We start from the raw sequence: 23264 nt of genomic DNA, 5'->3' as shown, positions 1-23264 counted from the left end.
TCGCAGCCTGTCAGCCGCCATGCTGCAGTGCGGGCCGTTTCCGCTCGACAGCGCCCGACTTGTGCTTCCAGGCGTTTTTTCACACAAATGTATTTTTGACCTAATGCCGCGGGGCAATAAAAAAGCCGTCGCGCAAGGCGACGGCCTCAATAAGCGCAAGGCGCGCTCGAATCAATGCGCCGATGCGTGCGTATGCTCGACGCGCCCGCTTTGCGTCATCGCACTCACAATGACGAAGACAATGATGTTGACCGCCAGCGCGACGAAGCCGATGTTCACGTCTTTCAGCGCGTCGGGCAGGAACGGCATCAATTGCCCGATCGTCAGATGCATGGTTGTGGTGATCGTCACCACGGCGACGCCCGCGACAATGCCGCAGAACGCGCCCTGCTTGGTCGCCCGATTGCGCGGGAAAAGGCTGCAGATCACCGCGGGGAAGAGCTGCGTCACGAAGCTGTAGCCCATCAGCAGCAAGGCGACGATGGTTTCGCCGCCGTGCAGCGTGAAGGCGACCGCCACGAGCGCGACGACCGGCACGAGGATTCGCGCGAGATTGGCAACCGTGGCGTCCGTCGCGTTGCGGTTCACCATGCCGCGATAGACGTCGTTGGCGAGCAGCGTGGAAGCCGAGGTGAGAATCATCGAGCCCGGCACGAGCGCCGTTAGAATACCGGCCGCACCGATCACGCCGACGAACCAGGGGTCGAAGGTCTGCAACGACAGGCGGAACAGCGACAGGTCGATGTCGCCGCCTTTCAGACCCGGCACCTTCAGCGTCGCGGCAAAGCCCACGAAGAACACGAACAGCAGGATCAGCTGGTAGAGCGGCAGCACCATCGCATTGCGGCGGAAAATGCGCTCGTCCCTCGCGGTGAAGATCGAGCCGAAGGTGTGCGGCCACATGAAGAAGCCGAGCGCCGTCAGCAGCACGGTGGACTGAAACCACGTGACGCTCGAGCCCTTCGCGGGGAAGGTCAGGAAGCCGGGACGGGCGGTGTCGATTGCACGGAACATTTCGCCGAGGCCGCCGTAGTAGTGCAGCGGCAGATAAATGCCGAGGAACAGCACGATCGCGAGAATCAGCAGATCCTTCACGACCGAGTTCCATGCCGAGCCGCGCACGCCCGAGACGATCACATACACGGTGACCACGGCGGCGCCGATCCAGATCGCAGCCGTCGACGAGATCGCGCCATACGAAGCGGTTGCGACGATGATGCCCAAGCCCTTCAATTGCAGCACGAGGTACGGGATCAGCGCGGCCACGCCAACCAGCGCGACGAGCGTGCCGAGCGCGGGGCTATCGTATTTGCGGCTGAAAAAGTGCGGCTGCGAAACGAGATGGTGCTGTTTCGCGTAGCGCCAGATCGGCGGCAGCATCCAGTAGGAAAGAATGTATGCGAGCGTGCCGTACGCAAGAATGTAATAGACGGGCGCGCCCTTGCCATATGCAAAACCGCTGCCGCCAAGGAACGTGAAGGTCGTATAGATTTCGCCGGCCATCAGCAGGAACACGAAGGCGGTGCCGAAGCTGCGGCCGCCCACTGTCCACTGTTCGAGGCTCATGTCGTGCCCATGCTTCGCGCGCACGCCGAGAAAGAGCGCAAACAGCGTAATGGCTGCAATGATGACGAGTGCGCTCATGGCCGGACCTCCTCGCCGTCGGCGGCGACGTGACGGTTGGACGCGTCGAGCCGGTAGACGATCGCCATGATGATCGAGCTCAATACCACCCACGCGACGATCCAGCCCAGCACGAACGGCATGCCGAGCACAAGCGGCTCGACCCGGTTCACAAACGGGACACCGAGCAAAATGCCGATGAACGGCAGCGCGGCGAGTACACGAAGCAACATGGGGCAACTCCTCGAACTGTAAGAACGTCTCGTTGAAAGTGCGGCTTCGCTGGCGACTGTATGCCGGATGCTTCGGTCCCGTAAAGCAAGTCAAAAAAGTGTAGGCTTTCTGAAAGTTGCGGGCGCATCGATCGGTGCATCTACTGTGTGCTCGTGTTGCGTTGCAATGCGCGACGTTCACAAACGGACATTGGAGTGTACCCAGCACACTCACGCCTTTCTACCGGGTTCATATCGCGCCGCGATATGATCTCGCCACGCAACGCGCGCAGGTCTGGAGCTTCGGCGCTTCCAGTTCAACCACACGGCGCGGCGCACCAGTGTGCAGCAGTCGGAGTGCCTGGCCGCCGCTCGACACGGATCGCATATGGTCGAAAGTCTGATCTCGGACATTCTGTTCGGCTTTACCGGGCTGATCAGCATCATCAACCCGATCGGCATTGCTTTTGTCTTTCTTGACCGGACCGCCTCGCTGACCACCGAGGAACGCACCGCGCTTGCAAGAAAGATTGCGATCAATGTCGTGTGCGTGCTACTGGTGGCGTTTTTCATCGGCACGCCCATTCTCCATTTCTTCGGCATTTCGATGCAGGCGCTGCGCATCGGCGGCGGCCTTGCGGTTGCGGTGGGCGGCTGGCAGATGCTGAATGCGCCCGACACACAGCCCGCCGAACAGCCGACCGTGAAGCGCGTGGATGCGGAAAACGCCAAGGCGAGAGCGTTCTTCCCGCTGACCATTCCACTGACCACCGGGCCGGGCTCGATTGCCACGGCCGTCGCGCTGACCGCGAACCGCACGCATAAGCTGTCCGAGTTCGTGCTGTCGAGCATCGCGTCGGTTGTGATCTCGCTCGCGGTTGCGCTGACCGTCTACCTGATCTACAGCCGTGCGGTCATTTTCGCGAGATACCTCGGCACGGAGGGCACCAAGGTGGCCATGCGCGTTTCGTCCTTTTTGTTGTTGTGCATCGGCGTGCAGATCATGCTGACCGGCTTTTCGGAGTTCCTCATTCCCATCGCGACGATGCAGCCGGCGGTGAACCGGTAAACAATGCGGCACTCATGCAACGCGCGCAGTCGAGTGCATGGGTCGCAAAAGTCTATTGCGCCAAACGGGTAGTTAGGGAAGCGCGCATCGCCTATAGTTCGGCGGCAATGCGTGTAGTTTTACAACATCGCGCGTGCCTTCCCATCTGGCAGCACCTGGCGTCGATATCCGTAGTACTTCGAGCCGTCCCGCAGTTCGCATTGCTTCATGCAGTGCTCATGCTTTGCCCCATACCGCGTCATACGAAACTCACGCCAAGACAATGAGACTACACACAAAACTGGTGGCCGCGCTCGCGGTGGCAAGTCCGCTTGCATATGGTCAAACGAGCGTAACGCTATATGGCCGTCTGGATGCGGGTGTCGAATATCTGAATCACATCAACAACGGCACGGGCGGAAGCTCGAACCGCTGGCGCGCCGAAGGCGGCGATTGGGGCACCAGCATGCTGGGTCTCAAGGGCGCTGAAGACCTGGGCGGCGGACTGAAAGCGATCTTCACACTGGAAACCGGTCTGCAGGTAATGGACGGCACCACGAGCGGCGGACGGCTCTGGTCGCGGCGCGCCTTCGCCGGACTCAGCAGCCAGCAATGGGGCACGCTGCAAGCGGGCCGTAATCTGTTTATCGACAGCGACGGCGTATGGGAATTCGATCCGTTCGTGCAGCAGGCGTTTTCGTCGGCGTCGCTCGTGCGGGGTCGCAACTGGCAGCAGACCAACAATAACGTCGAGTATCACAGCCCGGTGTTCTGGGGCTTCGACGTGCAGGCGCAGTACGCCTTCGGCAATCAGCCGGGCGCGTTCAACAGCGGCGCGGCCGGCGAGTTCGGCCGCTCGGACGGCATCATGCTGACCTACCATTCGCAGCTCTTCGACGTGCGCGGCATCTACGACGAACTGCGCGACAGCAACGGCCGGTTCTCGAACATCTTCCAGAGTTCGCGCGAGTACTTCGTCGGCGCGAACGTGCATTTCGACGCGGTAAAGATCCAGGGCGCCTATACGCATTACTCGGCGCCGGACTCGCCGGCGGGCGTCGCCGATACCGCCGACCACTATTGGCTCGGCGCGACGTACAACTTCCAGCCGCGCTGGGCCGTGACCGCGGGCGGCTATTACGTGAAGGTCGGCGACGGCAGTGGCGACGCCGCGCACGATCCATCGGGCCACGCCATGATGTATGTGCTCGGCACCACGTACAACCTCTCGAAGCGCACATTCCTTTACGGCACGGTAGGTTACGTGCGTAACAGCAGCAACGCGAACTTCTCGCTCGAAGCCTCGCCGCGCGATTCGACCGGCAACACGAACCCGCTCGTCGGGGAATCGCAGACGGGCGCTTATGTCGGCATGCTGCATCAGTTCTGACGCGCGGCTTGATGGTCAGGCAGCGGCGTGGATAGCGCATCGAGCGGCGCGAATGCGGCAATGAGCATCGAAGCTTTCACACGTTTCATGCGCTTCACTCAGATCGGAGCCGTCTCCACGACGCCGTTACGGCTCCGACTGCGATTGCTGCTAACGCCGCCGTTGCATCGCGCATTGCCCGACAGTCGCTCCAGTGCACCGTTGAGCGGCTCCGGCAGCGCCTTTTCGTTAATCGCATAGCCACACGCTTCATTTCATTACCGGCATTACCGTATCGACAAGTTTTGAACAACGCCTCACAAGGGATAAGAACATTGACTCCACAAGACTCTCTCGGCGAACGCGCCGCGAGCGGTGAGCCGTCGACCATGACGCGCCGCCGCTGGCTTCAGGGCGCGCTCGCGTTGACGGCTGCGGGCCTGACCGGCTCGCTCACGCTCAAGGCGCTGGCCGACGATTCGTCGTCCGCTCCCATCGACACCTTCATGACGTTGTCGCAATCGCTGACCGAAAAGTCCGCACTCGATCGCGACGTCGGCACACGGCTTCTTGGCGCACTGCAGAAGTCCACGTCCGAACTCGCGCAGCAATTGCCGAAGCTCGCGGGTGCGCTCGCCGCCGGTTCTGCCGACGCCGCTCAACAAGCGCTTGCGCTGAAGATCATGGAAGCCTGGTATCTCGGCACCGTGGATGACGTCGTCATTACTTACGAGCAGGCGCTGATGTTCGGCGTCGTATCCGACACGCTGATCATCCGCTCGTACTGCCCGAACAAGCCCGGCTTCTGGGCCGCAAAACCCGTCGAGAGGCAAGCATAAGCATGGCCGATAAACAACAGAGCACTGAGCAAGCCGATATCGTCGTGGTCGGGTCGGGGGTCGCCGGGGCGATCGTCGCTCATCAGATGGCGCAGGCCGGCAAGTCCGTGATCCTGCTCGAAGCCGGGCCGCGCATGCCGCGCTGGGAGATCGTCGAGCGCTTTCGCAATCAGGCGGACAAGATGGATTTCATGGCGTCGTATCCGTCGAGCAAATGGGCGCCGCATCCCGAATACGGTCCGCCCAACAACTATCTGATCCTCAAGGGCGAGCACAAATTCAACTCGCAGTACATTCGCGCGGTCGGCGGCACGACATGGCATTGGGCGGCGTCCGCATGGCGCTTCATGCCGAACGACTTCAGGATGAAAACCGTCTATGGCGTGGGCCGCGACTGGCCGATGCAATACGAGGAACTGGAGCCGTATTACCAGCGTGCCGAAGAAGAACTCGGCGTGTGGGGTCCGACTGATGAAGAACTCGGCTCTCCGCGCAGCCAGCCGTATCCGATGGCGCCGCTGCCTCTGTCGTACAACGAGCAGACCATCAAGAGCAAGCTCAATGCGTTCGACTCGCGCTATCACGTGGTGACGGAACCGGTTGCGCGCAACAGCCGTCCGTACGATGGCCGCCCGACCTGCTGCGGCAATAACAACTGCATGCCGATCTGTCCGATCGGCGCGATGTACAACGGCATCGTGCACGTAGAGAAAGCCGAGCAGGCCGGTGCCAGGCTGATCGACAATGCGGTGGTCTACAAGCTCGAAGTCGGCACGGACAAGCGCATCACAGCGGCCTTGTACAAAGATGCGCAGGGCAACGAGCATCGCGTGGAAGGCAAGTATTTCGTGCTCGCTGCGAACGGCATCGAGACGCCGAAGATCATGCTGATGTCGCAGAGCCACGACTTTCCGAACGGTGTCGGCAACAGCTCCGACATGGTGGGCCGCAATCTGATGGACCATCCGGGCACGGGCGTCACGTTTTACGCTGATGAAAAACTGTGGCCCGGCCGCGGCCCGCAGGAAATGACCTCGCTGATCGGCTTTCGCGACGGCGCTTTCCGCTCGACAGAAGCGGCCAAGAAAATCCACCTGTCGAACCTGTCGCGCGTCGATCAGGAGACGCAGAAGATTTTCAAGCAAGGCAAGCTCATCAAGCCCGCTGAACTCGATGCGCAAATTCGCGACCGCTCGGCGCGCTTCGTCGAGTTCGACTGCTTCCACGAAATTCTGCCGCAGCCGGAAAACCGCATCGTGCCGAGCCGCACCGAGACCGACGCGATCGGCATTGCGCGGCCCGAGATCACTTATCGCATCGACGACTACGTGAAGCGCGGCGCCGCGCACACCCGCGAGGTGTATGCGAGCGCGGCCAAGGTGCTCGGCGGCACCAACATCGAGTACCAGGACGATTTCGCGCCGAACAACCACATCACGGGCGCGACGATCATGGGCAGCGATCCGCGCGACTCCGTGGTCGACAAGCATTGCCGCACGTTCGACCACCCGAATCTGTTCATTTCGAGCAGCGCGACGATGCCGACCGTCGGCACCGTCAACGTGACGCTGACCATTGCCGCGCTGGCACTGCGCATGGCCGACCAGTTGAAGAAGGAAGTGTGAACGTGTTGAAGAAGACTTTTTTCGGGCTGCTGGCGGGCGCCTTTGCTTTATCTTCGGCGCTGCCCCTTTGCGCATTCGCGCAGGACGCAAAAGCGGTGGACGGCAACGACGCGGCGTTGATCAAACGCGGCGAATATCTCGCGACCGCCGGCGATTGCATGGCCTGTCACAGCACCGCGAAGGGCAAGCCTTTCGCGGGCGGCCTGCCGCTCAAGGTGCCGATGCTCGGCACGATCTATTCGAGCAACATCACGCCTGACCCGCAGACGGGTATCGGCACGTGGTCGCTCGAAGACTTCGACCGCGCGCTGCGCAAGGGCGTTTCGAAGGACGGCCACAACCTGTACCCGGCGATGCCATATGTCTCCTACGCGAAGGTCAGCGACGGCGACGTGAAGGCGCTATACGCGTACTTCCGCTACGGCGTCGCGCCGGTGCGGCAGGCCACGCGCGCGAGCGACATTGCATGGCCGCTCAACATGCGCTGGCCGCTCACCGTATGGAACTGGATGTTCCTGAAGAGCGGCCCATATCAGGCGAAGCCGCAGCAGAGCGCCGAGTGGAATCGCGGTGCGTATCTCGTGCAGGGGCTCGCGCATTGCAGCACGTGTCACACGCCGCGCGGCTTCGCGATGCAGGAGCAGGCGCTCGATGAAACCGGCAGCGGCTTCCTCGGCGGCTCGGTGCTCGCGGGGTGGGACGGCTACAACATCACATCGTCGCCGGGTAGCGGCATTGGCGGATGGAGCCATGCGCAGCTCGTGCAGTATCTGCAAACGGGCAGCGTGCCCGGACTCGCGCAGGCAGCGGGGCCGATGGCCGAGGCGGTCGAGCACAGCTTCTCGAAGATGACCGACGCCGACATCGGCGCGATCGCGACCTATGTACGCACGGTGCCGCCGGTCAACGACGGCGGCGGTGAGGGCGGTTCGCAATCGCGCAGCGCGTGGGGCAAACCGTCGACCGACGTGGCGCGCCTGCGAGGCGTCGCGCTAAACGACGGCACGCTGGATCCAGCGCGGCTCTATCTGGGCAATTGCGCGACGTGTCACCAGGCGAACGGCAAGGGCACACCGGACGGCTACTATCCCCCGTTGATGCATAACTCGACGGTGGGCGCGTCGAATCCCGGCAACCTGATGCAGGTCATTCTGCACGGCGTGCAACGCAAAGCCGCAGGCAACGACGTCGGCATGCCGGCCTTCGCCAAAGAGCTAAACGACGCGCAGATTGCCGCGCTCACGAACTACGTGACGACGCAATTCGGCAACCCCGCGGCCACGCACGTGAGCGAGAAGGACGTCGCCCGGCTGCGCTGAGCGCGACTGCATGGCCGCCCCGTCACGCGAGCCGTCACGCGGCACGGATCGGCGGCGGCTTCGCGGGCGGGTCGCCTTCCGGCGAGGCCGGCGGCAGCCCGCCCGGGTCGTCGTCGGGCGTCGCGGGTGGATCGGGATCGATGTTCGGGGGCGGCGGCGCCTCCGGGTCGACCTCGGGCGGCATCGGCGTGTGCATGACAAACGCCGCCCGGTCATGCGAGTTTGAACCGGCCATCGTTACCTCCAACGTTTCTCTCATCATGCGTGCAACGCGCATGTTCCTTGTCCCCCAATCGCCCTTTGCGTAGTGCCTTTCACGCGTGGAACGGCCATTGCTGTGTTCCATCACGCGCAATGCACCGAGCATTGTGCAGTCAAGCATGGGGGTGCTCGTCGAGCATCGCAAGGGATAGGGAATACAGAAATGGCGCGACATAAGGCCGACGTTGCTGACGACGAATTCGAGATTTTCGCCAGCTATCACGGAACAGGCGACGGCCGTTACGTAGGTGGACTGAAGGTCGTCCGCAGGGCCGACCGGAGGATTCTTTTTCCGTTCGACGGTGCGCCGGAAATCGGCCCGTACGAGACGGCCGACCAGGCGCGCCGTGCGGCCATCGAGTATGGCAAGCAGATCGTCGCCGCCGACCGCAAATCGCCGGAACGTTGACTGCGGCGCGCCTGCGCTCGTCAAGGCATTCCACCGAGCGACGGCGAGATCGTGCTGCCGCGATTTGGATCGTCGGGATGTTCGTCGGGTACGGTGGGTCGCGCCGACAGCGGCGGATGATTGCGGTAGCAGGTGTCGATCGAATCGTTCACTACGCACTGCGCGAACGCGTCGGCGTCGCTCTTTTGCGCGAACGTATAGAGCGTTCGCTCGACCTGCACTTCCGTGTCGGATAAGCGAATGGTCGTCATTGTCATGAAGTGCTCCTTTTTACAAAGATGAGTCCGAAGCTTCAGTCCAACCGACGCAATGCACGTGCCCACTTCGCCGATGCCTGCGCCGCTCCTGAGCCGTACAGGAGAGGCGCCTGGTTCGCGGTGCGGCGCGGTCGGGGTGGGGTCCGTATGTTGCTGCACTCACGAGGTAGCCGATAAAAGGAGAGCGATATGCAGCCCGACACACCCAGCGAGAATTCCGGCGCTCCCGAGGTTTCGCCGGAAGTGAAAGAACGCAACAAGCCGAGCGGCGCGCAATACGTGGAGCCGAGTCCGCTCGGCATCGAGCCGGTCACGCAGACCGGGGTCGACCAGCAAACCAATCCGCAGCGCTCGAACGAGCATCCCGAGCAGACCGCCGAGGTACCGCTCGGCACTGGCACGCACGGCGAGCCTGCGGGCGGCGGCGGCCGCGCGTCGCACAAGAACTGATGCGGTCAACAGCGAACGGAGAGACACATGCAACAGGACAACGAACCCCTGAACCCCGGCGATGAAGCGCCGCCCGACGCACCCGGCGTCGGCGAAGATATCTGCCCGGCTTGCAAAGGAACCGGCAAGGTAGAGGAAATGCAGTGCACCGTGTGTGGCGGCACCGGCAAGGTGTTGCAGGGCATCGGCGGGTGACTCGTTTGCGTGGCCATCGCGGTTTTGAACGCATGGCAGGGCACGCCTGACCCACGTGGGGCCGCGTTGCGCACGGTTAGCCGCCTCGCGGCACCAACCGGGCCACCGCCATGCCCCGGAGCGGGCGCGCTTTATGCGGCGCTGCAATACGCCCCTTTCGGCACGCGCACGCCGAAAGGGCTCCGCTACCCACAGGAGCCAACCATGCAGGAAGATTCGAAGCACGCATTCGATGCAGCGCAGACCGAGTACGAAGCCTTCATGCTCGAACCGCACGACTGGGTACCGAACAACAGCAAGCTGCCGGTCGTGATCTACAGGCAAGCAGTGGACCCCGCAATCGGCGATCTCGCCAAGGCGTTCGAATTGCTGTTCGCACACAACGACTGGCCGCCGCAGTGGCGCGACGGCATCTTCGACTACCACCACTTTCACTCGACCGCGCACGAAGTGCTCGGCGTGGCAGACGGTTCCGCGGACGTGATCGTCGGCGGTCCGGGCGGCAAGGTGGTCAGCGTCTCCGCTGGCGACGTCCTGCTGCTGCCCGCCGGCACCGGCCATTGCCTGCAATCGTTCGCGGGCCGCTTCCGGGTGGTGGGTGCCTATCCCGCAGGCCAGCAGTGGGATATCCGCCGCGAAGCATTGACCCCGCAGGAGCTTGCCACAATGCACGCGCTGCCGTTCCCGCAGATGGACCCCGTCGACGGCAAGCATGGCCCCCTTTGCGAGCATTGGCTGAACGCGGCCTAGCTCCGCCCGTTAGCACGCCCGCAACAACTCCAGCAACGATCCCGATGTCACGCCGCGTGCAGATTTGCGCGCATCGGCGCATCATCCATGAGGCTTGCTGAGCTCTTCATGCGTTGTTTCCCCTGAACACCGCTTGCCGGTGACGTCGCGCAGCGCGCGCCGGCAATGTTTACAACGGCCGAACAAGGAGTGTCCCATGCAAAACGATCCCGCCCTCGATCAGTTGTGCATCAATACGATCCGCACGCTGTCGATGGACGCTGTCCAGAAGGCCAATTCCGGCCACCCCGGCACGCCAATGGCGCTCGCGCCGGTCGCCTACCATCTGTGGCAGAACCATTTGCGCTACGACCCGGACGAGCCGTTGTGGCCGAACCGCGACCGCTTCGTGCTGTCGGTCGGGCATGCGTCGATGCTGCTGTATTCGCTGCTGCATCTGGCGAACGTGAAGGCGGTGGACGAAGACGGCAAGCCGACCGGCGACCCCGCCGTGTCGCTGGAAGACATCGAGCGTTTCCGCCAGATCGACAGCAAGACGCCGGGACACCCTGAATTCCGTATGACGACGGGCGTCGAAACCACGACAGGTCCGCTCGGCCAGGGCTTGGGCAACAGCGTCGGCATGGCGATGGCGGCCCGCTGGTACGAGAACCGCTTCAACAAGTCGGATGCGCCGCTCTTCGACTACCGCGTCTATGCGCTGTGCGGCGACGGCGACATGATGGAAGGCATCTCGCACGAAGCGGCCTCGCTCGCGGGCCATCTGAAACTGTCCAACCTGATCTGGATCTACGACAGCAATCGCGTGACGATTGAAGGACACACCGATCTCGCCTATAGCGACGACGTCGAAACCCGCTTTCGCGGCTACAACTGGCACACGTTGCATGTGAACGATGCGAACGACGCCGCCGCGCTGGAAGCCGCATTCGTCGAGGCAAAAAGCATTACCGACCGGCCGACGCTGATCGTGGTCAACAGCATCATTGGCTGGGGCGCGCCCAACAAGCAGGACACCTCATCCGCGCACGGCGAGGCGCTCGGCGTCGAGGAAGTCGCGCTTACCAAAAAGTTCTACGGCTGGCCGGAAGACAAATTTTTCTACGTGCCCGACGGCGTGCACGAGCGTTTCGCCGAGGGCATCGGTGCGCGCGGCAAGGCGGCGCGCGACGAATGGCAGGCGAAGTTTGATGCCTACAGCAAGCAATATCCGGAACTGTCGCGCGAATTAGCGCTGATCGAGGCGCATGAATTGTCGGCTGGCTGGGATAGTGACATTCCGAAGTTCGACGCGGACGCCAAAGGCATGGCTTCGCGCGAGTCGTCGGGCAAGGTGCTCAACGCGATTGCCGCGCGCGTTCCGTGGATGATCGGCGGCGCGGCGGACCTCGCGCCATCCACGAAAACGAATCTGAAATTCGAGGGCGCGGGCAGCTTCGAGCATGACAACTACGGCGGCCGCAATCTGCACTTCGGCATTCGCGAGCACGGGATGGGCGCGGTGGTCAACGGCCTGGCGTTGTCGAACTTGCGGCCGTTCGGTTCGACATTCCTGATTTTCAGCGACTACATGAAGCCGCCGATCCGCCTGTCGGCGATCATGGAAGTCGAGTCGATCTATGTGTTCACGCACGATTCGATCGGCGTCGGCGAAGATGGCCCGACGCATCAGCCAATCGAGCAATTGGCGTCGCTGCGCGGCGTACCGGGCCTCACCGTGCTGCGTCCGGGCGATGCAAACGAAGTAGCCGAAGCGTGGCGCGTCGCGATCACGCAGAAGCGGCGTCCTGCATGCATCGTCGTGTCGCGGCAGCCTTTGCCGACCTTGGACCGCAGCCGCTATGCCTCGGCCGAGGGCGTGAAGAAGGGCGCCTATGTGCTCGCCGATGCGCCCGACGGACAGAAGCCGCAGGTCATTCTGATGGCGACGGGCAGCGAGTTGTCGATCTGCGTCGACACGTACGAGAAACTGAAGAGCGAGGGCATTGCCGCGCGCGTGGTGTCGATGCCGTCATGGGATCTGTTCGAGCGGCAGGACGAAGCCTATCAGGACGCCGTGCTGCCGCCCGACATCGACGCGCGCGTGGCCGTCGAGCAGGCCGCCTCGCTAGGCTGGGACCGATACGTCGGCCGGCTCGGTGCGCAAGTAGTGATGCACACGTTCGGCGCATCTGCGCCGCTTTCCGATCTGAAGAAGAAATTCGGCTTCACGCCCGAACATGTGTACGAAGCGGCGAAGCAGCAGATCGCACGGGTGCAGACAAAGCGCAGCCAGGAGTAGCGCCTAAGCAGTAGCGAAAAAGCCGGCGGTGTGAAAATCGCCGGCTTTTTATCGAGCGTCGGCGCTAACTGGCAGAAGCGCAGAAGGCGGCAAGCCGTTGTGTCCGATCCGCTTCAGTTCAGTTCGCCGGAATCGTCACAACAGGCGCTTTGCTGCTCGTATCTGCCTCCGCGAGCGCCATCAGATTTTGCACGACCGTGAATGCGTATTTCGAGTCGAAGTCGTTGCGATCGACCCAGTATGACGACGTCCCGTACGGAATCATCACGTACGCATTGTCGGGCGCATTCTCGCCCGAGTGAATGATGATGGTCGGTCTGGTCTCTCCGCCGATCAAGCCCACGGTCGGCTTCGTCGAACCGTCGGTTATGCGGTCGACGGGCACCTGCACCTGTGCACCGAGATCGCTCAGGATGCCGAGCACCGAGCGCGTCACCATCGGAATCTTGTCCGCTTTCTGCCACGCGGAAGAAGGCCCATAGACGATCTCGTAGCTGCGCGTTTTCGACGACAGATGCAGCAGCTTGCGCACGCGGGCCAAGTCGGCGGCTGTTTGCGGCGACTCGCCGCTCGTTGTTGCTCCCATCACCAGAAACACGCTCATCTGGTCGTTCTTGCTGCCCGCGTTGCGCGACTCGACGTTGAGCTCGCCTGCGAGTTGCAGCCGGCGCAGCGAACGCAGCAACTCGAAAAAGCCGGGCGCGCCCGCGCTGTTTTCTCCGCCGAGCGCATTGCCGTTCTGCAAGCCTCCCACCGATTGCGCGGTGATGCGCAACAGCAGATCGATAGGGATGCCGCCTTCGGCCAGAGGCAGCACGAGTGCGGGCGCGAGCGGCCGGATGTAAGCGGAGGCGAATGCTTCGCCGGTCGTCGGCGTGAACGTGAAGGTAGGGTGATTCGAATATGACACGCTGCCGGTGGCGAGCGCGTAGTTCGGCTGGCTGCCTGAGCCCGCGTTAGCGGTTGCGCCGCCGCTGGCGTCGAACGTGTAAGCGGCGATGATGCTGCTGACGGTCAGAAACGCAGGCGCGTCGCCATAACGAAGACCGACCACGGCCGCAAGAATCTCGCGTTTTTTCGCGTCGCCGAGTGCACGCGCATAGTCGACCTGATCGGCTTTGAGGCGCGACGGTCCGATATGCACGCAGGCAGAGGAAAGGCATGCCGCGCAAAGCGCGGCGGCGACCGAAGCGGTTCTAATCATGTCGGGGAGAGGGCGGAACGCTTATCCGCTGAAGAATGAGTGCGCAACGGCGGTAGCAGGGCGCGTTCCCGGACGCGTGACGAGCTTGCGTGAAGATGAGCGTAAGCGCCGATACACAGCGATATTTGCGTCAGTACGCCGTGAGGGACGCTGCGCGAAGCCGTCGCGCGACTGACGCGAATGAGCACGGCCTTTGCAAGTTTTGCAGCCCCGCTTCGCGCATAGACATACGCGCTGAGTTTAGCGCTCGGACGGAGTAGCCGCGGACAGGTCCGTCGCCTCGTCGAGCGTGCTGCGATAGGTGCGCGATTGCATCTCGGCGAGCCGGCTCAGCGTTCTCGACAGATCACGCGCGCCTTCGAGGCCCCGCAACGCGGCATGAATCGGTTCGTCCGATGCAATGAAAAGCGCACGCTTGCGGTCATAAAGAATGTCGACCAGCCACACGAGCCGCTGCAACGTGTGCGCTTGCGTGAGCCATTCAGTATGTACGTTATCGACTATGAGTCCATGCCATCGCTCGGCGAGGTCCAGATAGTCGAGATGCGAACGGCTTGCCACACACAGTGTTTCGAAGTCCGCCCACAGCAGAGCCGCGCCCACCGCGTGTGCCGCGAGGGGGCGACCCGCAGCACTGATCTTCGTCGATTCGAGCGCGCCGCTGCTGTCGTAGCGCAGGAAGATTTCCCGCAGCGCGTTGCGAGCGGCTGCATCGAGCGGGGCGAAGAAACGCGGCGTCTCATGCTGTTCGCCACCGAAACGATAGTCGCGCGAGCCGTCGAAATGGATCACGCGGAAATGCCGTTTGATCTGCTCGATGGTGGGCACGAAACGCTCGTGAAACTCCGGATCGGACAGGAGGCCGTCGGGCGCATAGTTCGACGTCAGCATGATGCGCGTGCCGAGATTGATCGCAGTGTCGAGAAAGCGGCCCATCAGAAACGCGTCCGCGATATCGTGCACGTGGAATTCGTCGAAGCATAGCAACTCTATGCGATCGAGCCATTGCTTCGATACGGAGCCAAGCCTGTCGTCGCCACGCGGTTCGTTCACGAGGCGCTGATTCATCTCGCGGAGAAACTCGTGAAAATGCAGGCGCCGCTTGCGGCACTCCGCGAGTTCGAACGCGGTATCGACCACGAGGCTTTTGCCGCGTCCAGGCAGTCCGTGGCAATACACGCCCTGATATCGCGATTCACCGCGGCTTGCTGTGGACCCGGCCAAAGTGCAGAGCGCCGCGATCGCATCGCGCTGCCTCGCATCCGGCACGATGCCGCGCGCAGCGAGACTGCGGGCAATGTCCGCTTCGTCGAACATGCGCGCGCTCATTCGACCCGCTGCCCGCTTAGCACACGCTGCAGTTCATTGGGGTCCACCGGCTTCGTGAAGTGATGATCGAAGCCCGCCTCTACCGCCGTCTGCTTGTCCTGCTGCTGGCCCCAGCCCGTTACCGCAATGAGGCGGATGCCTGCGTCCGGATAGTCGCTGCGAATCCGGCGCGCGACTTCATAGCCATTGAGGAGCGGTAGCCCGATGTCGAGAATCACCGCCTCTGGGGCGAATTCGGCGATCACCGCGAGGCCCGCGACCCCGTCGCTGGCCGTGCGCACCTGGTGGCCCTCCAGTTCGAGAACCATCGCGAGGCTGTCGGCGGCGTCCGCATTGTCGTCGACAATCACGATCCGCAGTCCGGCGGCCGGCGGCTTATCGGGTTGCGTGGCGTCAGCGGGCGCATCGGCGGAACTGGACAGCGGCAGGCGGATCACGAATTCGCTGCCTGCGCCGGGCCCGCCGCTGAATGCGGCGACGGTGCCGCCGTGCAATTCCGCAAGACCGCGCACGAGGGCGAGCCCAATGCCGAGTCCGCCTTGGGAGCGATCGAGCGCGGGCGCGAGTTGCGAGAACATTTCGAAGACACTGTTCAGATGTTCGCGAGGAATGCCGATGCCCGAATCGCGCACCGCGATCACGGCCTGGTTACCTTCGCGTTGTGCGGTGAGCGCAATGCTTCCGCCTGGCGGCGTGTACTTCGCTGCGTTGTTCAGCAGATTGAGGATCATCTGCGAAAGACGCGTAGGGTCCGCATCGAGAAAAAGCGGCTCGGGGGACAACGTCACGCTCAGACTATGCTCGGACGCCTGCACGATCGCACGCGCGGCTTCCACCGCGGATTGCATCGCGCGCGCGAGTTCGAGCCGCTGCTTGCGCAGTTCGAGTTTGCCCTGGGTGATACGCGAGACCTCGAGCAGATCGTCGACAAGATGCGTCATGTGCTGCAATTGACGGGAGAACACGTCGCGCGACCAGTTCAGTTGCGGATCGCTGAATTCTTTCGCGCGCAGAATTTCGAGGACATTGCGCATCGGCGCAAGCGGATTGCGTAGCTCATGCGCGAGCGTCGCAAGGAATTCGTCCTTGCGGCGATCCGCTTTGGAGAGTTCCGCGTTAAGCCGCGTGAGTTGCTGCTCCGCATGCCGCCGCTCGGTAATGTCGCGATTGATGCTCACCGCGCCGTAAATGTCGCCGCGCTCGTTGGCGAGCGGTTTGACCACGGTTTCGCAAACGCCGCGCGAACCGTCGCGCCGCACGAACGGCAACTCGCCGCGCCACGTGCCGTACGCGCCGAGACCCGCGAACACTTCGCGATGAATGCGCAGCGCATCTTCAGGCGGATGAAAGATCGAGACGGGCTTGCCGAGAATCTCGCGCATCCGGTAACCGAGCATGCGTTCGCCGCCGACATTGAAGTCGGTGATGTTGCCGCGCAGATCGGTGATCACGATTGCATCGCTCAAGTGCTCGAAAATCGCGGCCTGGCGCAGCAGCACCGTCTGCGCCTGCTTGCGCTCGGTGATGTCGATGCCGAGCCCGTAGACGGTCAGCGGCTCGCCTTGCTCGTCGTAAGTGGCGCGGCCGCGGCCTTCCATCCAGCACCAGTCGCCGCTTGCATGCAGGAAGCGGAATTCGGCGACGTAGTCGTCGCGGCTTCGCACCGCATGATCGACGGCTTCGTTGAGCGCAAGCAGATCGCCCGGATGAATCAGTTCGAAAAAACCGCGCGCCGTATTGGCGAGGCGTCCTTCGGCGTAACCGGCGAGCGCTTCCAGTTCGCGGCTCCACCAGAACTTGCCTGTCTTCGGCTGGTGCGACCACGCGCCCATGCGTGCGCCGCGCATTGCGAGGCTCAGCACGTCGCGGCTTTCCTGCAATTCCCGTTGCGCTCGCTGATGCGCGGCCACCGACGCCTCCGCATTACGCCGTGCGAGCACCAGCTCCTGCTCGTACTTGTGCCGATCGGCGACGATCAGCACCGCGACTTCGATGTAGCTTTGCTCGCCGTGCACGCGGCGCACTGCATTGAGCAGTGTCGGCACCGTATGGCCGTCGCGATGCAGCATGCTCAGCTTGACCTCGGCGACGGAGCCCTGCATTTGCAGCAACGGCGCCCAATGCGTCTGATAAAACACCTTGCCGCCAGTTGTCAGCAGATCCTGAAGGCTCATGCCGCTCGTGAGTTCTGCGGCGTCATGGCCGATCCATTCGCAAAACGTTGCGTTGGCGCGCACGATGCGCCCGTCGGTATCGGTGACGACGAGGCCGCACGCGGCGTGCTCGAACAACGCGTCGGCGAGCGGCAAGGGGCGGTCGGTACTTTGCATTGCGTTAACGGGCCGTCGTTCGCAGGAAAGTGCTGATGGCCTCCGCTGTAGCGCGAGGCGCGCTCACGTGCGGACAGTGCCCATTGTTCTCTACGACGCGAAGCGTGCTGCCAGGCATCGTGCGATGCATGTACTCGCCGACCGCGCGCGGCGCGATGACGTCCTCGCTTGCTTGCAGAATCAGCGTGGGCGTGCGGTTCGAAGGCAGCACGCCGCGATGATCGGAGAGAAACGTGACGCGGGCGAACTGGGCGGCGATCTGGGGATCTGTCTGGCAAAAGCTGTTGGTCAATTCAACGCCGAGTTCCGGCTGATCCGGCACGCCCATGATGGCGGGTGCCATTGCGCTCGACCAGCCGAGATAGTTGTCCTCCAGCGTGATAAGCAGGTCGTCGATGTCCTCGCGCGTGAATCCGCCGATGTAATCGCCGTCGTTCACATAGCAGGGCGACGGTCCCACCATCGCCTGAGCGGAAAAAAGCTGCGGTGCTTCGAGAGCGGCGAGCAGGCCGATCATGGAACTCACCGAATGGCCGACGAAAACGACCGGCCCATCGGCCACTTCGCGGACGAGTTCGATCAGGTCGCGCGCGTAGCCGTGCAGCGAATCGTATTTGTCGACGTCGTATGCGGCGAGGTCCGACGAGCCGCTGCCCACGTGATCGAATAGCACGATGCGGTAGTCGTCATGAAAAGACGGTGCGAGGCGGCGCCACATGCTCTGGTCACAGCCGAAGCCGTGCGCGAGCACCATGGTGCTCGCGCCGCGGCCGGAAATATTTACGTTGTTGCGCTGGATGATGCTCATTGTCGAGTCCTGGAGCGTGCCGGGATGGAAGCGGGATGCGCTCGGTCCGGGATCTGACAGAATGTTACCGCAGTCTCGCGGCCGCGCCGCCTCGGCACGTCCGCACCGATGCGCTGCGCTGCGGCTTTCCGGTTTTATCCGGTCTTTATCGGCTGCTTTGGCGCGCTCTTCGGCTCGATGCCGAAGCGCTCGTACTGGGCAATTACCTGCGCGCCGAAAAGCAGCAACGTGGCAAGCCATTCCAGGCTGAACAGAATGACGATTGCCATGGTGAGCGAACCGTACACCACGCTGACCTGTGAAAGCGTGGCGAAGTACCAGACCAGCACATGCCGCGTGATCTCCCACAACAGCGCGGCGACGATGCCGCCGAACAGCGCATGCTTGAGCGATGGCCGTCCGACCGGCATGACCATATAAATCGACGTCAGCAGAAATACTTCGCCCGCAAGGCCCAGCAGATACAGCAGAACGCGCGAAGCGCCCTGCAACGACACATGCAGGCCGAATAGTTCGAGGCCTTCGGCGCCCACGGCTTCCAGTCCGCTCGAGACGAGCGTGACGATCAACGCGCCGACGCCGAGGAACAGGATGTAGCAATAGGGCAGTAGCGCCGAAAGTAGAAAATGCCGCCGCCGTATGACCACACGATGAACGAAGATCAGCGACATCGCGTTTTCGAGTACGGTGAATGCGAGCGAACTGAAGAACAGCATCGTCACGAACAGCACCCAGCCGATCACCGCACGGTGAGCGAGAAAATTGGCAAGCTCACGCACGAGCGCTGCGGACTGGCCCGGCACGAGCCATTGCAGCAAATGCCCTAGCGCCGGAAGCAGAATGTGTTGCGGCACGATGCGGGAGAGCGCGATCACAATGAGGATCATCAGCGGGACGATGGAAAGCAACGCGTAGTACGCAACCGCGCCGGCGAGCAGCAAACCCTGATTGGCCCGGAACGCCTTCATCGTTTCAAGGATGAATCTGCCCGGGTGTCTCGCGACATTGAGCGTGCGCTGATCGATGATGGAGTGCATGGGGCCTCGCCACGCGCGCGCGGCGAGCCGCCGACGGACGGCGCGTACCGGTGCGCTTCAGCATAGGGTAAGCAAGAAAGCCTCCACACGTCTCGCATTGCACACACAAAACTGTGCGGAAATCGAAGCTCGTGTTGCGAGAGCGGGAATACGCCTTGCTGTCGAGGTGCGACATGGCATCCGAATCAACATCGAACATCGCAGAGGAACATGCCGGCTCCGGGGACCTCGTCATCGCGCGGCCTGAGGGTCTGTATTGTCCGCCCGGCGACTTCCATATCGATCCGTGGCAGCCCGTCGAGCGCGCGGTGATCACGCATGCGCATTCCGACCACGCCCGCTTCGGGCATCGGCGTTATCTTGCGTCGCGTGCGGGCGCAAACGTGCTGCTCTCCCGCCTGCCTGACATTTCGCTGCAAACGCTCGCGTATGGCGAACGGCTCGACATCAACGGAGTAACCGTGTCCCTGCATCCCGCAGGGCATGTGCTTGGGTCCGCGCAATTGCGCATCGAGCACCGCGGGCGCGTGTGGGTCGCATCCGGCGATTACAAACTCGACCCCGATCCGACCTGCGACGCATTCGAGCCCGTGCGCTGCGATACATTCATCACCGAGTCGACGTTCGGTCTGCCGATCTACCGCTGGGACGTACCGCAAACCATATTCGACGGCGTCGATTCATGGTGGCGTCATAACGCCGCCCAGGGACGCGCGTCCGTATTGTTCTGCTATTCGTTCGGCAAGGCGCAGCGCGTGCTGGCAAGCGTCGACGCGGGCATCGGCCCGATCTTCTGTCATGGCGCGGTCGAACCGCTCAATCGTGCTTATCGTGACGCGGGCGTGCGGTTGCCACCGGTGCGTCTCGTCAGCGAAATTGCGCCCAAAGACAAGGCGGCGTTCAGCCAGGCGCTGATCGTTGCGCCGCCGTCGGCGCAAGGCAGCGCATGGCTCAAACGTTTCGGCGACTATAGCGACGCGTTCGCGTCGGGCTGGATGCGCTTGCGTGGCGCGCGCCGCAGGCGCGGCGTCGACCGCGGGTTCGTGCTCTCGGATCATGCGGATTGGCCGTCGCTGCAAACGGCGATCCAGGCAACGGGCGCGGGGCGCGTGATCGTCACGCATGGCTCGGTGGAACCGATGGTGCGCTGGCTGCGCGAGCAAGGGCTGGATGCGGGCGCCTTCGTGACCCAATACGGCGACGATACGGTCGAAGCGGATGCATTGGGCGGCGACGAGACAGCAGTGCCGGGCAACGCACCGCGCGCACGAAGCGATGAAGCGCCCGCGCATGAGTTCGACAATGCCGCGAGCCGTTCATGAAGCGCTTCGCTGCTCTTTACACCGCGCTCGACGCGACGACTTCCACGCACGACAAGCTCGAAGCGCTGACAAGCTACTTCGCCGTGGCGGAGCCTGAAGACGCCGCATGGGCGTCGTACTTTCTCGCCGGCGGCAAGCCGCGGCAATCGGTGCCCACGCGTCTTTTGACCGAATTCGCCCGCGAACGCGCGGGATTGCCCGAGTGGCTTTTCGAGGAGTCGTATCACGCAGTCGGCGATCTTGCCGAGACCATCGCGCATATCCTGCCGCCCGCGCAACGCAGTACCGAACTGGGCCTCACGCAATGGATCGAGCAGCGTGTGCTGACCTTGCGCGGTCTTGCGCCTGAGGAGTTGCGCACGCGTCTGTTCAGCTATTGGGATGAACTTGACTGGGGCGAGCGCTTTTTGCTGACGAAGCTGATTGGCGGTGGTTTTCGCGTTGGCGTCGCGCGGCAGTTGGTAGTGCGTGCGCTCGCCCAGGTCGCCGGAGTCGACCATAAGCGGATTGCACAGCGCATGGTCGGATGGACCGATTCGCGGCAGAAGCCCGACGCCGCGCGTTATCTGCGTCTGATCGCGCCCGACGCACCTGGCGTCGACAACGCGGGCGAACAGCAATCGGCGGATCGGCACGACAGCGATCTGGGCCTGCCATATCCGTTCTTTCTCGCGCATCCGTTGCAGACCGATCCCGAGACGCTTGGCGATCCGTCGCGCTGGCTGATCGAATGGAAGTGGGACGGCATACGCGCGCAACTCGTCAAACGCGGCGGCCGTGTGTGGTTGTGGTCGCGCGGCGAGGATCTGATCACCGATCGGTTTCCCGAAGTGGCCGCGTTGGGAGAGGCCTTGCCTGACGGCTTTGTGATCGACGGCGAAATCCTTGCGTGGGAACCCGGTGCCGCCGCGCCATTGCCGTTCGCGCGCCTTCAACCGCGCATCGCACGCAAGACGCTGACGAAAAAAATCCTCGCGGATTCGCCCGCCGCGTTGCTTGCTTACGATTTGCTGGAAGCACACGGCGAGGACTTGCGCATGACGCCGCTCGCCGAGCGGCGCGCACGTCTGGACACGTTGGCCGCATCGCTCGACGGCACGCTTTCACGCGAGCTGCTGCGGGTATCGCCGCAGGTGTCCGGAACCGATTGGCGCGCGTTGGCAGCGCTACGCGAGGAGAGCCGCGCGCGGGGCGTCGAGGGCTTCATGGTGAAGGAGCGCGAGTCGATGTACGGCGTTGGCCGCACCAAAGCATCCGGCACGTGGTGGAAATGGAAGATCGATCCGTATGCGATCGACGCCGTACTGGTTTACGCGCAGCGCGGACACGGCAGACGTGCGAGCCTATACACTGATTTCACGTTCGCGGTCTGGGACGAAGCCAACGGCGTGCGCACGCTCGTGCCGTTCGCAAAGGCGTATTCGGGTCTTACCGATGAGGAGATGCGCCAGGTTGACGCAATCGTGCGCAAGACTACGATCGAGAAGTTCGGACCGGTGCGCAGCGTGACGCCGACGCTCGTATTCGAGATCGGTTTCGAGGGCATCTAGGCGAGCACTCGTCACAAGTCCGGCGTAGCCGTGCGATTCCCGCGCATGCTGCGCTGGCGCACCGACAAGCATATCGACGACGCGGATACGCTCGCGATGCTCAAGGGTTTCATCGACGATCGTGCGGCATGAGCCCAGCGGTAGCGAACAAATAACGAATCAGTAACACGCATCGGCAACGATGCATTCACGACACATCGACGACAAACACCGCCGCTGCGTGATCGCGGCTCATCCAGAAAGCATGTCACCAGTGATGCAGTGCAGCGCGGGAGCGAATCTTGCGACCGGGCGGCGGGTGCCGTGATTCGGCGCGCGCAAGCACCAGGAGAACGTAGTGATGCTCGACAACCAGTTCGACAACCAGTTCGACGACAGCGAAGACGTGGTCGTATGGCGGCCAATCCAGTATGCGATGGCGTCGCACAGGCGCGTACTGGTCGTGGACGACTATCGTGAAGCGGCGGACGCGCTGCAAATGCTGTTGAACGCGGACGGGTTCGAATGCCGCGCGCTCGAAGATCCGCACGCGGTATGCGATATGGCGGCGCAATGGCAGCCGTTCGCCGTGGTTCTCGACATCAAGATGCCCGGCCTCGACGGGCTGGAACTGGCGCGGCGTCTGCGCGCGCATCCGTCCACCTCGCATATGCTGCTGGTGGCCTGCACGGCGTTTGCGTCGCGCGACGACCGCGCTCGCGCGCGCGCGGTCGGATTCGACGCGCACTGCGCGAAGCCGTTGACGCCTGAGCGTCTGCTGCGCGTGCTGGAATCGGCTGCGGCGCTGCACGCTGTGGCGCCGCCGTAAAGCGTGCGCGCCGTTTGAAAAAACTGCGGTGCGTGCCACGCAGTTCCTGAAGTGCTTTCCGCAGTATGTCGCGTGTTTCCGACTCCCTCCGTTCGCTCGAAGTGCCGCATAGCCCATTGCATTTCCTCGCGCGTTTTCTCCCGCGATTCTCGATAGATGTCCCATTGTGCAGCGGGGATGCCCCAGGAAGCCGCGCCATGCGCGGGCCCGTGGGTTGCTAAATCTGTCGCAACGCCGT

Annotated in this window: 21 protein-coding genes and 1 pseudogene; 13 read left to right on the top strand and 9 right to left on the bottom strand. The window is 63.0% G+C overall.

The genetic code is table 11. From position 1 onward, the window contains the following. Window positions 1-171 precede the first annotated feature (171 nt). Complete coding sequence (locus JMY24_RS22660) at window positions 172-1644, bottom strand: sodium:solute symporter family protein (protein WP_128596897.1); 1473 nt, start codon at window positions 1642-1644, stop codon at window positions 172-174. Next, on the bottom strand, window positions 1641-1856 hold the full coding sequence (locus JMY24_RS22655) for a DUF3311 domain-containing protein (protein WP_020067872.1): 216 nt from the start codon (window positions 1854-1856) through the stop codon (window positions 1641-1643). The genes JMY24_RS22660 and JMY24_RS22655 overlap by 4 nt, the downstream gene beginning before the upstream one ends. A 367-nt stretch (window positions 1857-2223) precedes the next feature. Between JMY24_RS22655 and JMY24_RS22650 the strand changes: the two genes are divergently transcribed. The 5 genes from JMY24_RS22650 (at window position 2224) to JMY24_RS22630 (ending at window position 8035) form a co-directional block, all read left to right on the top strand. Then, window positions 2224-2904 (top strand): MarC family protein, encoded by a 681-nt coding sequence (locus JMY24_RS22650; RefSeq protein ID WP_128590829.1) that lies wholly within the window; start codon window positions 2224-2226, stop codon window positions 2902-2904. Between the two features lie 262 nt (window positions 2905-3166). Continuing rightward, complete coding sequence (locus JMY24_RS22645) at window positions 3167-4273, top strand: porin (protein WP_128596896.1); 1107 nt, start codon at window positions 3167-3169, stop codon at window positions 4271-4273. A gap of 368 nt (window positions 4274-4641) precedes the next feature. Next, window positions 4642-5091: a sorbitol dehydrogenase family protein gene (locus JMY24_RS22640; protein WP_236597483.1), complete on the top strand. Its 450-nt coding sequence runs from the start codon at window positions 4642-4644 to the stop codon at window positions 5089-5091. Window positions 5092-5093: 2 nt separating this feature from the next. After that, entirely contained in the window at window positions 5094-6716 is a 1623-nt protein-coding gene (locus JMY24_RS22635) for a GMC family oxidoreductase (RefSeq protein WP_128596895.1), read from the top strand. 2 nt (window positions 6717-6718) lie between these two features. Beyond that, a complete protein-coding gene (locus tag JMY24_RS22630) occupies window positions 6719-8035 on the top strand; it encodes a c-type cytochrome (RefSeq protein ID WP_413231263.1) in 1317 nt (438 codons plus the stop codon). A 34-nt stretch (window positions 8036-8069) separates the two neighbouring features. Here the strand turns inward: JMY24_RS22630 and JMY24_RS38450 are convergent, their stop codons facing one another. Next, window positions 8070-8417 carry a hypothetical protein gene (locus JMY24_RS38450; protein ID WP_236597479.1) on the bottom strand — a complete coding sequence of 116 codons (348 nt, stop codon included), beginning with the start codon at window positions 8415-8417 and terminating at the stop codon, window positions 8070-8072. A gap of 42 nt (window positions 8418-8459) precedes the next feature. On the opposite strand from JMY24_RS38450, the gene JMY24_RS22620 reads away from it, so the two are divergent. Next, window positions 8460-8705, top strand: a complete 246-nt coding sequence (locus JMY24_RS22620) for a DUF6723 family protein (RefSeq protein WP_020067864.1) — start codon at window positions 8460-8462, stop codon at window positions 8703-8705. Between the two features lie 20 nt (window positions 8706-8725). On the opposite strand, the gene JMY24_RS22615 is transcribed toward JMY24_RS22620, so the two are convergent. Next, on the bottom strand, window positions 8726-8962 hold the full coding sequence (locus JMY24_RS22615; RefSeq protein WP_128596885.1) for a hypothetical protein: 237 nt from the start codon (window positions 8960-8962) through the stop codon (window positions 8726-8728). Between the two features lie 189 nt (window positions 8963-9151). On the opposite strand from JMY24_RS22615, the gene JMY24_RS22610 reads away from it, so the two are divergent. From JMY24_RS22610 to tkt, 4 genes are all read left to right on the top strand, one after another. Beyond that, the gene (locus JMY24_RS22610; RefSeq protein WP_128586164.1) at window positions 9152-9412 is read left to right on the top strand and encodes a hypothetical protein; all 261 of its coding nucleotides are present in this window, start codon (window positions 9152-9154) and stop codon (window positions 9410-9412) included. 27 nt (window positions 9413-9439) lie between these two features. After that, complete coding sequence (locus tag JMY24_RS22605) at window positions 9440-9607, top strand: hypothetical protein (RefSeq protein WP_164853729.1); 168 nt, start codon at window positions 9440-9442, stop codon at window positions 9605-9607. A 204-nt stretch (window positions 9608-9811) separates the two neighbouring features. After that, window positions 9812-10357: a cupin domain-containing protein gene (locus JMY24_RS22600; RefSeq protein ID WP_128586165.1), complete on the top strand. Its 546-nt coding sequence runs from the start codon at window positions 9812-9814 to the stop codon at window positions 10355-10357. 196 nt (window positions 10358-10553) lie between these two features. Then, window positions 10554-12638, top strand: a complete 2085-nt coding sequence (gene tkt, locus JMY24_RS22595) for a transketolase (protein ID WP_128596884.1) — start codon at window positions 10554-10556, stop codon at window positions 12636-12638. A 118-nt stretch (window positions 12639-12756) separates the two neighbouring features. On the opposite strand, the gene JMY24_RS22590 is transcribed toward tkt, so the two are convergent. From JMY24_RS22590 to JMY24_RS22570, 5 genes are all read right to left on the bottom strand, one after another. Beyond that, a complete protein-coding gene (locus tag JMY24_RS22590) occupies window positions 12757-13842 on the bottom strand; it encodes a hypothetical protein (RefSeq protein WP_128596883.1) in 1086 nt (361 codons plus the stop codon). Between the two features lie 240 nt (window positions 13843-14082). Next, window positions 14083-15159 (bottom strand): cell division protein ZapE, encoded by a 1077-nt coding sequence (gene zapE / locus JMY24_RS22585; protein WP_128596882.1) that lies wholly within the window; start codon window positions 15157-15159, stop codon window positions 14083-14085. An 8-nt stretch (window positions 15160-15167) separates the two neighbouring features. Then, the gene (locus JMY24_RS22580) at window positions 15168-17501 is read right to left on the bottom strand and encodes a hybrid sensor histidine kinase/response regulator (protein ID WP_201702949.1); all 2334 of its coding nucleotides are present in this window, start codon (window positions 17499-17501) and stop codon (window positions 15168-15170) included. Window positions 17502-17505: 4 nt separating this feature from the next. After that, window positions 17506-18309, bottom strand: a complete 804-nt coding sequence (locus tag JMY24_RS22575; protein WP_128596881.1) for an alpha/beta fold hydrolase — start codon at window positions 18307-18309, stop codon at window positions 17506-17508. Between the two features lie 134 nt (window positions 18310-18443). After that, the gene (locus JMY24_RS22570; protein WP_128596880.1) at window positions 18444-19346 is read right to left on the bottom strand and encodes a YihY/virulence factor BrkB family protein; all 903 of its coding nucleotides are present in this window, start codon (window positions 19344-19346) and stop codon (window positions 18444-18446) included. Window positions 19347-19519: 173 nt separating this feature from the next. Here JMY24_RS22570 and JMY24_RS22565 point away from each other — a divergent pair, with 173 nt between their 5' ends. The 3 genes and pseudogenes from JMY24_RS22565 to JMY24_RS22555 all read left to right on the top strand — a co-directional run bounded on the left by JMY24_RS22565 (window position 19520) and on the right by JMY24_RS22555 (window position 23026). Beyond that, entirely contained in the window at window positions 19520-20668 is a 1149-nt protein-coding gene (locus JMY24_RS22565) for a ligase-associated DNA damage response exonuclease (protein ID WP_128596879.1), read from the top strand. Next, window positions 20665-22350: pseudogene (locus JMY24_RS22560) on the top strand (ATP-dependent DNA ligase). The gene JMY24_RS22565 and the pseudogene JMY24_RS22560 overlap by 4 nt, the downstream one beginning before the upstream one ends. A gap of 208 nt (window positions 22351-22558) precedes the next feature. Then, window positions 22559-23026, top strand: coding sequence for a response regulator (locus JMY24_RS22555; protein WP_128596886.1), 468 nt, complete (start codon window positions 22559-22561; stop codon window positions 23024-23026). The last annotated feature ends 238 nt before the right edge of the window (window positions 23027-23264 follow it).

This window comes from Paraburkholderia kirstenboschensis (assembly GCF_904848585.1).
Taxonomy (GTDB): Bacteria; Pseudomonadota; Gammaproteobacteria; order Burkholderiales; family Burkholderiaceae; genus Paraburkholderia; species Paraburkholderia kirstenboschensis.
The sequence above is the reverse complement of the archived record's forward strand: the minus strand, read 5'-3'. Positions and strand labels throughout refer to the sequence as shown.